We start from the raw sequence: 16747 nt of genomic DNA, 5'->3' as shown, positions 1-16747 counted from the left end.
AATTTTCTCACTGTCGTAAGATCGAGAAATTCGCTTCTTCTCAATCGATTTATGATTCTTCGGATTTCGCGTAAAGTCTGTGTTCTGCTTGGGATCGCGACGTTTATGATTGCGATCGCATCTCATCCGCTATCTAATTCGATCGCATCCGCAAAACCCACTTGGATCACTCGCAGCAACGAAAATACCAATATCCTGATCAAAGCTGCATCAGAATCAAACTGTACAGAACAAACAACACTAAGCGAATCGCTGCTCGAACTCAATTCAGCATACGTGCAATGCTACGAGAAAAATTTAAACAACGCGATTCAAACTTTTCAGAACAAACTCAGACAAGAAACTGATCCATCCGTCAAAATCGATTTAGAAATCCTGATTGCATCCGCTCAAGAAGAACTACGATCGAATCAACTCGATCAGCAATATCAACTGCCCTACGTCAATCTAGCCAGAGAAATCAATCGCAGTTTAGATAAACTGAATGCTCGTGACTTTAACAAACGAGTCAAGCAACTGAGCGGAGATGAAACGGGGACACCTGCGATCGCGACTGTTGCCACTCAGAAGATGCGAGAAGCACTCACGCGATCGAACATTCTTTTTCCTGAGAAATTCCAGCTTGAAAAAGATCTAGCCGATACTCCCGCTCAACTCGAACAAATTCGGCAGCGTCTCGAGCGTCGTGGCATCGATCCCGCCCTCTACCCCAAATTAAAAGCGCAACTCACCGAGTACAACACGTTTGTTCAACGCGAAATTCTACCGAAAGCGAGAACAAATTTTCGATTATCGCCCGAACTCTACGCCCAACAACTTGCAGAACGCGGAGTAGAAATCTCGATCGATGAACTCCTCGAAAATGCTCACACCGCTTTCACGAACATTCAGCAAGAAATGAATAAGCTTGCGCCCCAAATTGCAAAACAAAGAGGCTTGCAAGCAAAAGACTACCGGGATGTGATTCGCGCTCTCAAACAAGAACAACTGCCAGCCGATCAAATTCTGCCGCACTATCAGAAACGCCAGAAGGAAATTGAAGCCATCATCCAGCGTGAAAAATTAGTCACACTGCCATCGCGACCGTTAACGATTCGATTAACTAGCGATCGAGAAAATGCGACCTTTCCCGTTCCTCAATACCAATCGCCCCGAAATTCTCAAAAAACCGCTGGTGTCTTTATCATTCCGCTCATAAAACCTGATCCTAAACCTCGTGTCTACAACGATTTCACCTACTCCGCCGTGTCTTGGACATTGACTGCTCACGAAGGCAGACCCGGACACGATTTGCAGTTCACAACGATTCAGGACAAAGGAACTTCACAAGCTCGATCGAGATACGGCTACAATCCTGCAAATCACGAAGGCTGGGCACTTTACGCCGAAGCAATCACCCTTCCCTACATGCCGATCGATGGACAATTCATCTCACTCCAATTCCAACTCCTCCGAGCCGCACGAGCCTTTCTCGAACCGGAATTGCATCTGGGTAAGATTTCGATCGATCAAGCGCTGCGAGTTCTTATGGAAGATGCGGGCTATTCAGAGTTTTTTGCTCGACAGGAAATCGATCGCTATACAACTCGGCTTCCTGGACATGCCCCTTCATACTTCTATGGCTATCAACGTCTGATGCAACTCCGCAGAGATGTTGAACAACGTCTAGGACAAAAATTTAATCAGCAACAATTTCATGATTTCATTCTGTCTCAAGGCTTCATGCCTCAGAGATTGTTACGCCAAGCCGTTCTAGAACAATTCGTACCCGCAGGATAATATGATCCACTCACCCAGTTTTTGATTTAATCCTATGCAACAAACGATTCCGATCGTGGATCTCCAATCTTTTCTCTCAGACGATCCCGTCCAGCAACAGGATTTCGTTCTAACAACCGGAAAAGCCCTAGAAGAAATCGGCTTCTTTGCGCTGGTAAATCACGGAGTCGATCGCGCTCTGATTCAACGCGCTTATCAATTCGCTGAAGCGTTCTTCGAGTTGCCCGACGAAACGAAATTGCGCTACGAAGATCCGAAACTCAACGGGCAGCGAGGATTCACACGATTTGGAAAAGAACACGCTAAAGATCATCCCGTACCTGATCTGAAAGAATTCTGGCACGTCGGACGAGAAAACCATCTCGCAAATCTTGATCCGATCGAGGTTCCCGAATTTCACGCCACGATGAATCAGCTTTATGCTCAACTCGAACAGTGTGCAGTGAAACTGCTCGAAGCTTGTGCATTGTATTTAGAACAAGATCGATCGTTTCTGAGCGAGACCACGATCGATGCCGATACGATTTTGCGAATCATTCACTATCCGCCGATTCCCGAAGATGCGAATCCTGCTAGTTTGCGATCGGCTCCACACGAAGACATTAATCTGATCACGCTACTCTGTGAAGCGACCGATAGCGGATTAGAACTCTTACAGCGTGACGGAACTTGGAGAGCGATTCCGAATGTCGAAGGTCAAATTATCGTCGATAGTGGCGATATGTTGCAGCAATTGACCAATGGATTGCTGAAGAGTACTACACATCGGGTGATCAATCCAGGCGATCGCTCTCGTCGATTCTCGATGCCGTTCTTTGTGCATCCAGTGAGTAAAACCGATCTAACGCCGCTCCAGACTTGCATAGACAAAACGGGCGGCGTGATGCGATTTCCCCAAACTACCGCAGGCGAATACTTACAGCAGCGACTCGCCGAGATCGGGCTGAAATAAGTTAGCCACCCGCTGCAAACGTTGCCATAATTGCCACAGACAGCAAGATCCCTGGGATCAGCATCAAGATCAGCATCAATAAATCGTGGGTGTTCATCTTAAAGAGCGCTCCGAAGTTCTAACTTGTCTTCATTCTAGGCAATGCGATCGCGATCTTTTCCTACCCAAGGATTGAGAAACTCTTAAATTTTGGTGATGAATAACTTCTCCTTCGACGACCTGCAAAAGAAAGATTTGCTCACGGCTTTGGGCTTGTGGCTTGTAGTGGAGGCAGTCAGCTTTGTGCTGTTTCCAACGATCGGATTAATCAATCCGGGCGCTAGACTGAGAACATGGTTTTTGCTGAGTGTCCCTTTTGGTTTGGGTGGAGCGGCACTGATTAGTATGAGTTCTGGCGTTCTGGCAGCGGCAGGTGAACGCGGACAAAGAAAGATCGGGTCGCTTATCGGTCAGTTTGGGGGCTGGATCGGACTTGCAGGAATCATGTTTCCGTTTGTGGTGGTCTGTATTGAGTTTTTCTCGACGTTGAATTTACCAAAATGAAACACGCACTAAAAGAATGGTCGATCGCAATTCAAGCTTTAGAGCAAGGTGAATCGATTCTGCTGCTTCGTAAAGGTGGCATTCGAGAAGAAAAGGGACGATTTGAAGTTCCATTTCGCCAAGTTCTGCTGTATCCCACCTTCGAGCATCAAGATCCAGAGTTGCTAAAACAATCGCATTTCGTCGATCGAGTTGAGTCCGGCTGGCATCCTAAGACGATCGATATTTCTTCTTATGCTGAGATCACGGACGTTCTTCAAGTCAGCGATCCGGATGTGGTGAGATCGCTCTTACCGTTTCACATCTGGAACGATCGCTTTGTCGAGGAGCGCTTAAAGTGGAAACCTCGCTCTTCCTTATATTTGCTGTTATTAAAAGTGTTTCGCTTACCGCAGACTCACACGATTCCGTATCTGGATGCTTACGGCGGATGTCGATCGTGGATTGAAATCGATGAATTGTCGATCGAGAATGCAACTTCAGTGCTAAGTGAGACGGAATACCAAGAGCGAGTTCGGCAGATTCGGGATATTGCTTTAGAAAGCGCGATCGTGGGTTAATTTTCAGCGATCGTTCTATAATGAGACAAGTTTTTGGCAAACCGAAGCGAGGGCGAAATCCCTGGGAGGTTTGCCAAATCGCCAGAACCAAGACAATTCAATATTTTTAGCGATCGAGAAAAGCGCCGCAGCCGTAGAATAAAGGCTGGGATCAGGGTTTCAGATGACCTTTGCCAAAAGTGGCTGTAGAATTCTTGTTCAGTAAGGGTTCTAAGGCGCGGGCTTTCGCACAAACTAATCCCGGCAACGGGACTGAAACTTTTATGCAGACAAATCGAACGCTCGATCGCGATCAACGCTTTCGCACAAACTAATCCCGGCAACGGGACTGAAACGTAGGAGGATCGACAAAAGTGATAGATCCGTTTGTGCTTTCGCACAAACTAATCCCGGCAACGGGACTGAAACCTGGAACGCCGCAACTGAGCAAGACATATCATTTATCGCTTTCGCACAAACTAATCCCGGCAACGGGACTGAAACGACTATTAAAACTACTTGCCTTATATTATTGGTATCTTTCGCACAAACTAATCCCGGCAACGGGACTGAAACCAGATGATATCGGGAAAAATATCGGAACGATCGCTGCGCTTTCGCACAAACTAATCCCGGCAACGGGACTGAAACGGGACAATAGAATCACCTGTCCTTACAATCACGATGCTTTCGCACAAACTAATCCCGGCAACGGGACTGAAACATCCGGAGAATCGATGACTCCGGGAATGTATTTTCACTTTCGCACAAACTAATCCCGGCAACGGGACTGAAACGCTTAACATTCGATCGATGACTGAAGCGATTTTGACTTTCGCACAAACTAATCCCGGCAACGGGACTGAAACTTGCAGTGGTCGGAGGATTTGCCTACTATGTTTGGCGACTTTCGCACAAACTAATCCCGGCAACGGGACTGAAACGCTTTATGCAGGAAACCGATAAGCTCGAAATCCTCGCTTTCGCACAAACTAATCCCGGCAACGGGACTGAAACAGGCTCACGGGCAAGTTCTCGGAACCGCCAAATCCCTTTCGCACAAACTAATCCCGGCAACGGGACTGAAACTCGATAAAGGCGTTGCCACTTTCATCGGCTTTGAGGCTTTCGCACAAACTAATCCCGGCAACGGGACTGAAACTATTGTTTTGAAACAACAATCACCGTTTACGTTTCTCTTTCGCACAAACTAATCCCGGCAACGGGACTGAAACTACTAAAATCGGAAATCGATCCATCGGCAGATATGGCTTTCGCACAAACTAATCCCGGCAACGGGACTGAAACTCTTTGAATTTCAAGCCTGATTCATCGGTTACAAATCGCTTTCGCACAAACTAATCCCGGCAACGGGACTGAAACTGTTCGTCCACACTGAAAGAACCGGAAAACGAGCGCTTTCGCACAAACTAATCCCGGCAACGGGACTGAAACTCGCTCTTATTTGTATGCAAAATTTTGCACCAAAACTTTCGCACAAACTAATCCCGGCAACGGGACTGAAACATCCAAACTCAAGAATCGATGTATTGTCTAATGGGAACTTTCGCACAAACTAATCCCGGCAACGGGACTGAAACGTCATCCCTGATACCTTTAGAAGCCAGTGCTTCTTTCTTTCGCACAAACTAATCCCGGCAACGGGACTGAAACTGACCGATTCGGTAGGCGCTTCGGTTAGCAATCCTGCATCGCTTTCGCACAAACTAATCCCGGCAACGGGACTGAAACCAAGCTCAGCTAAAACACTTGCTAACTTTTCATAGCTTTCGCACAAACTAATCCCGGCAACGGGACTGAAACATCGACATTGCCTTTACCGCGTCTCCATTGTCCGTCCTTTCGCACAAACTAATCCCGGCAACGGGACTGAAACTATCTATATGGCATAAGGATTTCAGGCGTAGTAAATACTTTCGCACAAACTAATCCCGGCAACGGGACTGAAACATTTGAGAATCGATCGACGGAATTGGGTTGATCGGCTTTCGCACAAACTAATCCCGGCAACGGGACTGAAACTCAGGGCGATCGACTGGCGGGACTGCTTTCTCAAGCTTTCGCACAAACTAATCCCGGCAACGGGACTGAAACTAGCAAACAAAACCGCTAAACCGCCCGCATAAGGCTCTTTCGCACAAACTAATCCCGGCAACGGGACTGAAACCAAGAACGCTCGGATCATTACCGAGTGGCACAACAACTTTCGCACAAACTAATCCCGGCAACGGGACTGAAACGAGATCCAGGATTTTTACAAAGAACTCGATCGCTCGACTTTCGCACAAACTAATCCCGGCAACGGGACTGAAACCAGCAGTTTTGATCGAAATCCCGATTACAGGAATTTCTTTCGCACAAACTAATCCCGGCAACGGGACTGAAACACGAATACGGGGATGGGATGGTTTAACTGATCTCGCTTTCGCACAAACTAATCCCGGCAACGGGACTGAAACTCTCAGACATTCAAACCTCCTACATGAAGTAACTACTTTCGCACAAACTAATCCCGGCAACGGGACTGAAACAAGGCGGATAAACAGTTTCAGGAATTGAATCTACGTTCTGAGCATGAGAAGCGGTCTGAAGGGCATGAAAAAGGGCAGAGATGAACCCTACCCTTCTTAAGTACATACACAACCCAATGGATTATGAGTTTTGAATCAGTTTGCGATCGTCTGTTTTTTCAAGCTTCTAGGGTTTCTCACTGCCATGTCAGTTTTTGTAGGAACTCTCTAGAAAAAGCGGTTAGCCCTAGTACTTTCTCTAACTCATTAGAACTTTGAGATAAACGCTAGAAAGCTAGCCCCCGCTTGCGTTTACGTCTCCGCTAGAAATCGGGATGATAGGATTTGAACCTACGACCCCCTCGTCCCGAACGAGGTGCGCTACCAAGCTGCGCTACATCCCGCAAAGCATTTGTGCAATGCGTCTTTTATCGTAGCTCAAGATTGGATTTACGTCGAGTCATTTGATCAAAATCCCCGACTTGTTAAGATAGACCATGCAAAGCGCGATCGCATCATAGGTAAAAACGTGGTTGTCAAACCGGAATGGCTACGGGTCAAAGCTCCTCAGTGGGAGCGAGTCGGAAGTGTCAAAGAAGTCTTACGGGATCTCGCACTCAATACCGTGTGTGAAGAAGCCTCGTGTCCGAATATTGGCGAGTGCTTCAATAACGGAACGGCGACCTTTCTGATTATGGGTCCGGCTTGTACTCGTGCGTGTCCCTATTGTGATATTGATTTCGAGAAAAAACCGCAGCCGCTTGATCCAACCGAGCCAACTCGATTGGCGGAAGCAGTCAGACGCATGAACTTAAATCACGTCGTCATTACTTCGGTGAATCGGGATGATTTACCCGATGGTGGCGCGTCTCAGTTTGTTCGCTGTATTGAAGGCATTCGAGCTGTTTCACCGAAAACCACGATCGAAGTTCTGATCCCCGATCTATGCGGAAATTGGGACGCGCTGAAAATTATTCTAAGCGCATCACCAGAAGTGCTAAATCACAACACTGAGACGATTCCCCGCTTGTATCGCCGCGTTCGTCCTCAAGGGGATTATGCTCGATCGCTCGAATTGATCAAGCAAGTTCGGCAAATTAATCCAAGCGTTTACACCAAATCTGGGATTATGGTCGGACTGGGTGAAACCGATGCTGAAGTACGCCAGACGATGCAAGATTTAAGAGCGGCGGACTGCGATATTTTAACGATCGGGCAATATCTCCAACCGAGTCAGAAGCACTTAGACGTAAAGGATTTTGTCACACCCGAACAGTTCGATGCCTGGCGCGAATACGGAGAATCGATCGGCTTTTTACAAGTTGTTTCGACTCCACTCACTCGCAGTTCCTATCATGCAGAACAAGTTCAAGCATTGATGCAACAGTACCCAAGATGAGAATTGCGGTGATTGGTGCGGGAGCTTGGGGATCAACGCTGGCAGGATTGGCGCGGGAAAATGGGCACGACGTTTCAGTTTGGTCACGCCGCAGCGATCAGACTTTAAACGAAACGATTTCTAATTCGGATCTGTTAATCTCAGCCGTGTCGATGAAAGGAGTGCGATCGGTGATTGGACAAATGTCGATCGCAGTTCCAACAATCGTCACTGCCACAAAAGGATTAGATTCAGAATCAGGAAATGAAACGGCTCTACCGTTCTTGCCTTCGCAAGTTTGGCAAACTGCATTTCCACAAAGCGCGATCGCGGTTCTATCTGGACCGAATTTATCAAAAGAAATTCAACAAGGTTTACCCGCTGCGAGTGTGGTAGCACATCAAGATCAAACCGTTGCCGATCGCATTCAGCAAGCCTTTTCCTCCGCTCGATTTCGGGTGTATACGAATGCTGATCCGCTAGGGGTTGAACTGGGCGGAACCTTGAAAAATGTAATTGCGATCGCGGTTGGAGCTTGTGACGGCTTGCAGCTTGGAACGAATGCCAAATCAGCGTTAGTGACTCGCGGATTAGCGGAGATGATTCGGCTTGGAAACTATTGGGGTGCAAAGCCTGAGACGTTCTATGGATTGTCCGGCTTAGGAGATTTGCTTGCAACTTGTAGTAGTTCGCTCAGTCGAAACTATCAAGTCGGCTATGGATTAGCACAAGGGAAAACGCTTTCTGAAGTGTTAGCAACTTTAGAAGGAACAGCGGAAGGGATTAATACAACTCAGGTTTTGGTGCAGTTAGCGCGATCGCAAGGGATTTCGATGCCGATTTCGACTCAAGTCGATCGCTTATTGCGCGGAGAAGTCACACCTCGATCGGCAGTTGGGGAACTGATGCAGCGGCACAGTAAGCCGGAAAGTGTTTGAGCGATCGGAGATTTTAAGTTGAAAAAAAACTGCTCACAACGAGTGGAGACTCATCATGAGCAGATAGGAACTTCGGTACAGTTCTCCACTCCCGATTCTTTATCGTGTGGTTGAATCGGCTGTGTTTCCCTTTCCCAGCGACCGAAGCTCTTGCGCTATTTGAGCGCAAAGAGATTTCCCAGATTTCTCTAAAAATTTAAAGTAATCGGTTTGGGTGGAAATGTGGGGTAGAAATCGGGTAGAAATCGGGTAGATCCATCTTTGGATAGATTTACTTTGGCTGTTTTAATCGATACCCAACTCCATGAACCGTCTCAATGAAATCTTCGGGCGCACCAGCATTTCTTAATTTCTGCCGCAAGCCTTTGATGTGTGACTTCACGGTTTCTTCAGTCGGCGGATCTTGAAGCGACCAAATGCGATCAATAATGCTCGATCGACTTAAAATGCGTCGTCCACTCGCAGCTAACAATTCTAACAGTGCATACTCTTTCGGGGTTAGCTGCATCAATTCCCCGGAATAGGTCACGTCGTGCGTTTCTGGATCAATCTGTAACTCGCCGCAAGTAATCGTACTTGGAGTATTCAACGTGCCTCTTCGCAGTAAGGCGCGGACTCGCGCCATCAGTTCCTCAAGATCGAAGGGCTTCACCATGTAGTCATCTGCCCCTGCATCGAGTCCGAGAATTTTATCTGCGATCGTATCTCTTGCGGTCAGCATCAAAACGGGTGTTGTTCCATGATTGGGTGCGGTTCTTAATCTTCTACATAAGCTAATCCCATCGAGTTTTGGCAGCGTCACATCTAAGACAATCAGATCGTAAGAAACCGATGAGATCCAATTCCAAGCAGATTCACCATCTTTCACGACATCGACGGAGTAAGCACGATCGCTGAGTGCTTCGGTTAAGACTTCCGCTAAATGAAGGTCATCTTCTACAACTAAAACTCGCATAACAAACGGTAAGCTGGAATGATCCCTACTTTAATACATCAAGCAAAACCCTCTAATTTTTATTCTTATTTCGCCGCGACTGTTTGAGAATTGTACCAATGGCTTTTTTAAAGACTCCAGAACGAAATTGGTTAGCCGCAGGATTTGGATGTTTGATTGCACTTCTTTGCATTAGTAGTGTCATTTCTCATCAAAATGTGAATCAAATTACAGAGAATACTTACAAATCTCAGCAAACCTACGAAATTATTAAAGGTTTAGATGATGTCTTTGTAGAAATGACGATCGCTGAATCTGCAAGACGCGGCTATATCTATTTAGGAAATGGGGATGAATTGACTCGATATCGATCGGCGATTGGAAAAATTCCACCTAAATTCAATCAGTTGAAAGAGCGGCTTAAGAAAGAAGAACTCAAAGAACTTGACGAGATTGAGAAGTTAGTTTCACAAAGAGTCAAGCTGTTAGAGCGATCGCTAATTCTCTATGAGACAAAAGCTTCAACAGTAAAATATCAAGAGTCAATCACGAATCAAAGTATTGCCTTACGTCAGCAGATTCAAACTGCGATCGCGAATTTAGAAGAGCGACAGCAAGCCGAATTAAATCAATCGATCGAGACAACAAAAAGAAGCATTCATGAACGGAAAGCAATTGAAATGCAGCTTATGTTTTCTGGATTCGTTGTGATTATTGTCTGTTTTATTGCGCTCTACGATCAAATTTCTCAGCGGCAACAAGCAGAAACACTTCAACACAAACTTGCTCAACAAAAAGAAGTCAGTGAGCTAAAGTTACGATTTTTCTCAATGGTTTCTCATGAGTTTCGGACTCCACTGAGTATTATTTTAGGCTCAGTCCAACTCATGATTGAAGGAAACTCAAAATGGGGAGAAGAACGGCGATTGAAAAACCTCGATCGTATTCAAACCGCTGCAATGTCAATGAAGCAGCTTTTCACAGATGTTCTAACACTAACTAGGGCAGAAAGTGGAAAATTAGAATGCAATCCAGAAACGATCGATTTAGAATCGTTCTGCCTTAATCTGATTGAAGATCTCGAAGTTTCAACCAACAAGAGTCACATCATCCAGTTTGAAACACAGGACAAATATACCTATGCCTACGTAGATGAGAGATTGCTTTATTCTGTTTTAAGTAATCTGCTTGGAAATGCAATCAAATACTCTCCAGCAGGGAGCAAAATTCTCTTAAAACTAGACGGAACAAACTATCAAATTCGCTTCCAAATTCGTGATGAAGGAATTGGTATTTCACCGGAAGATCAAGCAAAACTTTTTGAACCCTTTTATCGAGGACAGAACTCAAGTTATGCAACCGGAACGGGATTAGGATTAGCGGTTGTGAAACGGTGTGTTGAATTACAAGGCGGCACGATCGCGCTTGAGAGCCAGAAAGATCAAGGAACTATTGCCACCGTTCATTTAATGAGACAGACTCCAGTGTTAGCAGTTCAGCGATCGCTAGCCAAACACAACCGTTCTATTGCCATAAACTAACACTCGATTTTGCAAATGTAATCGAACGGCTCTCGCTAATACAATTCGCTCCAAATCTTTGCCTTTCCGAATCAAATCTTTGACATCATCTCGATGACTAACGCGCACAACATCCTGTTCAATAATCGGACCTTCATCGAGATCTTCGGTGACGTAGTGTGCTGTTGCTCCAATGATTTTTACCCCACGTTCAAACGCTCTTTGATAAGGATTTGCACCCGCAAATGCAGGTAAGAATGAGTGATGAATGTTGATCACATTCGAGAATTTACTAATGAAATCTGAACTTAGAACCTGCATATATTTCGCCAAGATTACTAAATCAATTTCGTACTTTTGTAGAATTTCTAATTGCTTTTTTTCTTGTTCTAACTTTGTTTCTTTTGTAATTGGAATGTGATGAAAATCGATTTCAAATTGTTTTGCGATCGCTTCTAATTCTGCATGATTACTCATAATTACCGGAATTTCTGCCTGGAGTTCTCCCGATCGCTGTCTCCAAATCAAATCATATAAACAATGATCCTGCTTACTCACCCAAACTGCAATTCGAGGTACAGCATCCGAGAAATGGATCTGCCAATCCGCATTTAGTGGAGTTGCGATCGCTCGAAATGCTGGCTCAATCACTTCACGCGGTAAATGAAATCCTTCGAGCTGCCATTCGATTCGATTCAGAAATAATCCTGCTGAAAAATCAGTGTGTTGATCAGCGTGAATAATATTACCGCCGTTGGAATAGATGAAGTTTGCAATCTTAGCGACCAATCCTTTCTGATCAGGGCAGGAAATTAAAAGTGTTGCAGTTGGCGTGTTCATTTTGGAGAAGGAGTAGGACTAACAGAAGGTTTTGGTTTGTCGCGTTTCCATTCCAATAACGGTCGATCGATTGCATTTTGAAAGTTAATTGGAATGAGAAAAACCGACAGATCCTGATTCGCAGGCGGGTCAACTAAAGCGTACAGGAAGTTACGATTAAAGTTTGGTTTACCGATGACTAAACGATGATTTTGTTGATTGGCAAGTTTGATTTCCACAGTGGCAGAAGGTTGATCTAAACCAAATTCGGACTTTCGAGCAGCGGGAACATTGAAAGAGCGATCGCTGTTTGCCGTGGCTAATAGATTGAGCAGAAATGCGATCGAACTTTCATCCGCAGGCGCAGATTCTGGTTTAGTCATCAACCACGGCGAGGTATTAATTTTACTCGCATCTTTCTGATTTGCTGGAACGGTCAAAACGGTTTTCGTAAATGCGATCGTTTGTTTTGGAGTTTGCACCGTGAATGCTTGCACATCTTGTTCTTTGAAGTTGAAAAGCGGCTTTTCATCCGACTTTGCTTCATCTACTTGAGGCGGCTTTTGAGACTCGGTGTAATACACATAGCCCCCCAACGCCAAAGCTGCAAATACAAGAATTAATGAAGTCCGCTGAAATTTCATAAGTGTTATCAAATCACCGTAGCTATTCTAGAAGATTGTGCGATCGGACTGCTCGGTTAGAATGAAGAGAGCAATTCGGAGGGAAAAACATGACTCAAGCAACAGATTTGAAGCAAGTTGTAGAAGATCGGATTACCCGAATCGTTGATCAACTACGACAGGAGCATCCCGTTTTTCAAGAGTGCGATCGGACTAAACAGATTCGTGAACATACTGATGGAATGTTAGAGATTTGGCAACCTCAGCAGGTTTTGGACATTCCAGAGGACGAGCTTATTAGTATTATTCAGGATATTATGGCGTTTGAAGGAATGTCAGGATTGCTAAAAGATTTGACACCGGAGCAAATCCAGCGATTTGACGAAGCTGTGAAGCGCGGAAATTAGAATGAGCTACTTGTTGGATACGAATATCGTTGCTGCAATTATTAAAGAGAACGAAAAAGCTTTAGTACAACTGAGAACTGCAAGACGATTTCGTGCAAGAGTTTGTATTAGCTGTATTACGTATTACGAAACAAAACGAGGGCTGTTATACTTGGGAGCAACAAGACAACTATCAAGGTTTGAAGAACTTTGCTCAGTGGTTGAGATCCTACTCATTGAGGATCTTGAACTGATTGAAACTGCTTCTAGAATTCATGCTGATTTGAGGCGAAGAGGTAGACCGATTCAAGATGCAGATATTTTAATTGCAGCAACCGCAATGATTCATTCTCTGACGCTGATTTCTAATGATGCTGACTTGCAAAACGTGCAGTCTCTAAGCTTAGACAACTGGCTTTAATCATCGAATCCAAGCTGCAAATTGGTCGAAATATGAGAGAAACTGAGCGAAATTTTCTCGGACTTGTGGCAAATATCGAGCGGCGTAGATTCCGCCTAAAAATCCAAATAAGTGTTCTTCCCAAGAGATTCTGCGATCGATAGGCAGCAATCCCCAAAGATATTTACTGTGGAAAAAAGCAGTGAAAACTAATAGCAAAACGGTTGGAATATTTCGATCGAAGAACGCCAAAAACATCAAAAATCCCAAATACCCGAACGTGACCCCACTCGCGCCGATGTGAATTGTGCGATCGCGCCCCAGCAACCAAGTTCCTAACCCACTGGTTAATGCAACTGTGACCGTGACCGCTCCGAAGTTTTCAGGATTCTGCAATAGAATCAGCCCGCCGTAGGTCAGAAACGCGATCGAGTTTCCTTCCAAATGTCCCCAGCTTCCGTGTAGAAATGGCGCGAATGCTACGCCCCACAAGCCAGACAACTCACGCGGACGAATGCCAAACTGATTAAGCCACTTGCCGAAAATTGAAAAATTCAGAATCGAAATCACCCAAGCGAACACTAATAGATATCCTAGAATTTTGGCTTGGCTCACCCAATTGATCACCGCAGTCTGGCTAAGATCGTTCATAGACAAAGAAGCTATCGGAACATTTAATCTCTCACATTATCTACATGGAAAGTTCAACCCTTCTGGAAACTGCGGATATTTACTTATGGGATGAGATTGCTCCGATCGCGAATCAACTCGACGAAGATGCTGATCTGTTGCGATTGGCGTTGAAAGGATTGGGCGATCGTAATCTTCTCGCGCTCCGCGTTCCCCGAACTTACAACGGTGCAGATCTAGATAATCACTTGTTTCACTCGTTCCAAGAACAAGTGGCGCGATTTTCGGGTGCATTGGCGTTTCTGCAAACTCAACATCAAAGCGCAGGAGCTATCTTGTCAAAGAGCCAGAATGAGGATTTGAAGCAAGCTTATCTACCTCGAATGGGAACTGGGAAAGCATTCGTTGGAATCGGATTTTCTCATTTGCGAAGACATGACAATCCGCCTTTGAAAGCGATCGAAACCAAAGACGGCTATCAACTTCACGGGCACATTCCCTGGATTACTGGATTTGGCTTTTTTGAAATGGTTCTCGCGGCAGCACTATTACCGAATGGTCAAGCCGTTTATGGAATGCTTCCTTTTAGCAATACACATCAGAATTCTGGAGGTTCGATTCAGTTTAGTGAGCCAATGGAACTTGCTGCAATGAGTTCAACGAACACTGTGACAGCGGAGGTGGTCGAATGGGATTTAGAGCGCTCTGAGGTTGCGTTTGTGACGGATGCAGGCGCAATCTTTAAGAGCGATCGTACAAATATTCTCAATCACAGTTTCTTCGCTCTCGGTTGCGCTCAAGCGGGATTAGACATCGTGAGCCACGTTCAGGAAGTCAAGCCGTACTTGTCGATCGCTCCCGCATACGAAACATTGCTCGAAGAATTGAAACTCTGTCGTCATTTCATCTATTCTGCTCAGGATGAAAGCTTTGAAGAGCGATTAAGATTGCGAGTTTGGGCGATCGATTTAGCGGTTCGGTGTGCTCATGCTGCCGTAGTTGTCTCTAGCGGTGCAGCGAATTCTAAACGACATCCCGCCCAAAGAGTGTATCGAGAAGCATTAGTCTTTTCGGTTGCAGGACAAACGACAGCGGTTTTAGAAGGAACGCTCGATCGTATTGCTGCAACTTCACGCCGCTATCGATAGTGAACTCGCTAAATGCTTTTCTAGTGTGGTTTGTGGCAGTGCACCTTGTAAATGGCTCCAAGGTAAAACACGATCGAGTTCCCAACGCTCGAACACATAATCGCTCATGTCCGGTAGCTGTCCCTTTAATTCTTTGAATGCTCTTCGATAGCTTCCGAGTGAATCTCCATAGTTCCGCACCAGTTCGAGCAGTCTAGAAAGTCGTCGATCGCCTCTTGATAGCAGAGCTTGAATCACTGACCAGTTGTAGCTTTCAGGACGGAAATCGATTCCTTGCGATCGCAGTTGTTTCTGTAAAAATTGCAGCCGTTTTTCCGATTGCGAATTGACTCCGAACCATTGGAACGGTGTATGTGATTTGGGTACGAAAGTGCTGCAACCGAGGGTCAATTTTAGTCCGGGAACGGCTTTTTTTAGCGATCGCATCATTGCAACCGTTTGATCTAAATCTTCCGATTCTTCTCCCGGAATTCCTACCATTCCATAGAGCTTCAATGCACTTAAACCGCCCGCTTTTGCATTAATTGCAGCTTGCACAATCTCATCAGAGGTAAGTTTCTTATTGATCATTTGTCGAACGCGATCGCTACCACTTTCAACCGCGATCGTGATTGATCGGGCATCATGCTTTACTAATGTCTGTGTTAGCTTCTCAGTCACAGTATTCGTTCTAACTGAAGATAAGCTTAATCGCACCTGATCAAACTGGGGTTGATTGAGATGATCTAACAAGCTTTCAAATTCTGGGTGCTGCGTGACAGACGCACCGAGCAAACCTAATCGATCGGTCACTTTCAACCCTTGCTCGATCGCAGGAATGAGAGACGTTTCAACATCCGCCACCCGAAACGGTAAGGTCAGATAGCTTGCCAAACAGAAGCGGCACATTTCTGGACAACTCCGCACCACTTCCACCATGAAGATGTTTTCCCAAGCTGCTCTCTCGGTAACAACGGTAGAGGCAGAAAGCGTATTACCGCGATAGGTTTGCTTTTGAACTTGAGCGGGAATCGAGGAATCGATCGGTTTGATTGCTGCAATCTCACCGTCTAGACTTTTATAAGTCACCTCGTACAGACTTGGAACATAGATTCCAGGAACTTGAGCTAAATGCTTCAGTTGCGTTTCTCGATCGGCATAACGAACTTCCTGATACGCATTGATAAATGCATCAAGCAAAATCTCGCCATCTCCGAGCAAAAACACATCAAAGAAATCGGCGTACGGTTCAGGATTTGCAGTGAGAACGGGACCGCCACCGAAGACAATCGGATGATTCGATCGCTCACGACTCCAAATCGGAATATCCAACGACTCCAACAATCCCAAAATATTCACATAGTCCAACTCCCAAGACATCGAAAATCCTAGAAGTTCCGGCTCAGAGGGCAATGACTCGTGAATATCCGTGAACAATCTTGCAACCTCTAAATCCGATCGCGCCGCCAATGTTGCCCAAACGACTTGATACCCTAGTGCAGTAATGCCAACACTGTATTCGTTTGGAAAGGCAAAAATAAGCGGAATCGCGTCTGCTTGAGGAGTCGCAGGCGTAAATAGTAAGCGTTCAGATAAGAAAGGAGAAGTCACAAAAACACGATCGAGCATCAGCTTCTTCAGACTAACA

The 16747-nt window shown here is 45.5% G+C and carries 15 protein-coding genes, 1 tRNA gene and 1 CRISPR repeat array; of the genes, 10 read left to right on the top strand and 6 right to left on the bottom strand.

The window, feature by feature from the left end:
- Nucleotides 1-51 precede the first annotated feature (51 nt).
- The 4 genes from NIES2104_RS10500 to NIES2104_RS10485 all read left to right on the top strand — a co-directional run bounded on the left by NIES2104_RS10500 (nt 52) and on the right by NIES2104_RS10485 (nt 3834).
- Complete coding sequence (locus tag NIES2104_RS10500) at nt 52-1779, top strand: DUF885 domain-containing protein (RefSeq protein WP_058998171.1); 1728 nt, start codon at nt 52-54, stop codon at nt 1777-1779.
- Between the two features lie 34 nt (nt 1780-1813).
- A complete protein-coding gene (locus tag NIES2104_RS10495) occupies nt 1814-2731 on the top strand; it encodes an isopenicillin N synthase family oxygenase (protein WP_058998170.1) in 918 nt (305 codons plus the stop codon).
- A gap of 195 nt (nt 2732-2926) precedes the next feature.
- On the top strand, nt 2927-3274 hold the full coding sequence (locus tag NIES2104_RS10490) for a hypothetical protein (protein WP_058998169.1): 348 nt from the start codon (nt 2927-2929) through the stop codon (nt 3272-3274).
- Nucleotides 3271-3834 (top strand): DUF1802 family protein, encoded by a 564-nt coding sequence (locus NIES2104_RS10485; protein WP_058998168.1) that lies wholly within the window; start codon nt 3271-3273, stop codon nt 3832-3834. Before NIES2104_RS10490 ends, NIES2104_RS10485 begins: the two co-directional genes overlap by 4 nt.
- 222 nt (nt 3835-4056) lie before the next feature.
- Nucleotides 4057-6365: direct repeats of the CRISPR family, unit length 37 nt; unit sequence CTTTCGCACAAACTAATCCCGGCAACGGGACTGAAAC.
- 309 nt (nt 6366-6674) lie between these two features.
- Here NIES2104_RS10485 and NIES2104_RS10480 read toward each other — a convergent pair.
- Nucleotides 6675-6748: transfer RNA gene (locus NIES2104_RS10480), tRNA-Pro, on the bottom strand.
- 125 nt (nt 6749-6873) lie between these two features.
- Here NIES2104_RS10480 and lipA point away from each other — a divergent pair.
- Together lipA and NIES2104_RS10470 are read left to right on the top strand one after the other, a co-directional pair.
- Nucleotides 6874-7743, top strand: a complete 870-nt coding sequence (gene lipA / locus NIES2104_RS10475; protein ID WP_059001655.1) for a lipoyl synthase — start codon at nt 6874-6876, stop codon at nt 7741-7743.
- Nucleotides 7740-8660 (top strand): NAD(P)H-dependent glycerol-3-phosphate dehydrogenase, encoded by a 921-nt coding sequence (locus NIES2104_RS10470; protein ID WP_058998167.1) that lies wholly within the window; start codon nt 7740-7742, stop codon nt 8658-8660. The genes lipA and NIES2104_RS10470 overlap by 4 nt, the downstream gene beginning before the upstream one ends.
- A gap of 271 nt (nt 8661-8931) precedes the next feature.
- On the opposite strand, the gene NIES2104_RS10465 is transcribed toward NIES2104_RS10470, so the two are convergent.
- Nucleotides 8932-9615 (bottom strand): response regulator transcription factor, encoded by a 684-nt coding sequence (locus tag NIES2104_RS10465; protein ID WP_058998166.1) that lies wholly within the window; start codon nt 9613-9615, stop codon nt 8932-8934.
- Nucleotides 9616-9713: 98 nt separating this feature from the next.
- Here NIES2104_RS10465 and NIES2104_RS10460 point away from each other — a divergent pair, with 98 nt between their 5' ends.
- Nucleotides 9714-11135 (top strand): ATP-binding protein, encoded by a 1422-nt coding sequence (locus NIES2104_RS10460; protein WP_058998165.1) that lies wholly within the window; start codon nt 9714-9716, stop codon nt 11133-11135.
- Here the strand turns inward: NIES2104_RS10460 and purU are convergent.
- Nucleotides 11100-11954 carry a formyltetrahydrofolate deformylase gene (gene purU / locus NIES2104_RS10455; protein WP_058998164.1) on the bottom strand — a complete coding sequence of 285 codons (855 nt, stop codon included), beginning with the start codon at nt 11952-11954 and terminating at the stop codon, nt 11100-11102. The two genes, NIES2104_RS10460 and purU, sit on opposite strands and share 36 nt — an antisense overlap.
- On the bottom strand, nt 11951-12577 hold the full coding sequence (locus tag NIES2104_RS10450) for a DUF4340 domain-containing protein (RefSeq protein WP_058998163.1): 627 nt from the start codon (nt 12575-12577) through the stop codon (nt 11951-11953). Before NIES2104_RS10450 ends, purU begins: the two co-directional genes overlap by 4 nt.
- A gap of 89 nt (nt 12578-12666) precedes the next feature.
- On the opposite strand from NIES2104_RS10450, the gene NIES2104_RS10445 reads away from it, so the two are divergent.
- Both NIES2104_RS10445 and NIES2104_RS10440 read left to right on the top strand, forming a co-directional pair.
- The gene (locus NIES2104_RS10445) at nt 12667-12963 is read left to right on the top strand and encodes a hypothetical protein (RefSeq protein WP_058998162.1); all 297 of its coding nucleotides are present in this window, start codon (nt 12667-12669) and stop codon (nt 12961-12963) included.
- A 1-nt stretch (nt 12964) separates the two neighbouring features.
- A complete protein-coding gene (locus tag NIES2104_RS10440; RefSeq protein WP_058998161.1) occupies nt 12965-13363 on the top strand; it encodes a type II toxin-antitoxin system VapC family toxin in 399 nt (132 codons plus the stop codon).
- Here the strand turns inward: NIES2104_RS10440 and NIES2104_RS10435 are convergent, their stop codons facing one another.
- Nucleotides 13364-13993, bottom strand: coding sequence for a rhomboid family intramembrane serine protease (locus tag NIES2104_RS10435; RefSeq protein WP_058998160.1), 630 nt, complete (start codon nt 13991-13993; stop codon nt 13364-13366).
- Between the two features lie 44 nt (nt 13994-14037).
- Here NIES2104_RS10435 and NIES2104_RS10430 point away from each other — a divergent pair, with 44 nt between their 5' ends.
- Nucleotides 14038-15120, top strand: coding sequence for an acyl-CoA dehydrogenase family protein (locus NIES2104_RS10430; protein ID WP_058998159.1), 1083 nt, complete (start codon nt 14038-14040; stop codon nt 15118-15120).
- Here NIES2104_RS10430 and NIES2104_RS10425 read toward each other — a convergent pair.
- Nucleotides 15103-16728: a radical SAM protein gene (locus NIES2104_RS10425; RefSeq protein WP_058998158.1), complete on the bottom strand. Its 1626-nt coding sequence runs from the start codon at nt 16726-16728 to the stop codon at nt 15103-15105. The genes NIES2104_RS10430 and NIES2104_RS10425 overlap by 18 nt on opposite strands.
- Nucleotides 16729-16747: the final 19 nt, after the last annotated feature.

It is taken from the genome of Leptolyngbya sp. NIES-2104, from assembly GCF_001485215.1.
GTDB lineage: Bacteria > Cyanobacteriota > Cyanobacteriia > Leptolyngbyales > Leptolyngbyaceae > Leptolyngbya.
Note: the sequence above shows the minus strand (reverse complement) of the source record. Positions and strands in the feature narration are given on the sequence as shown.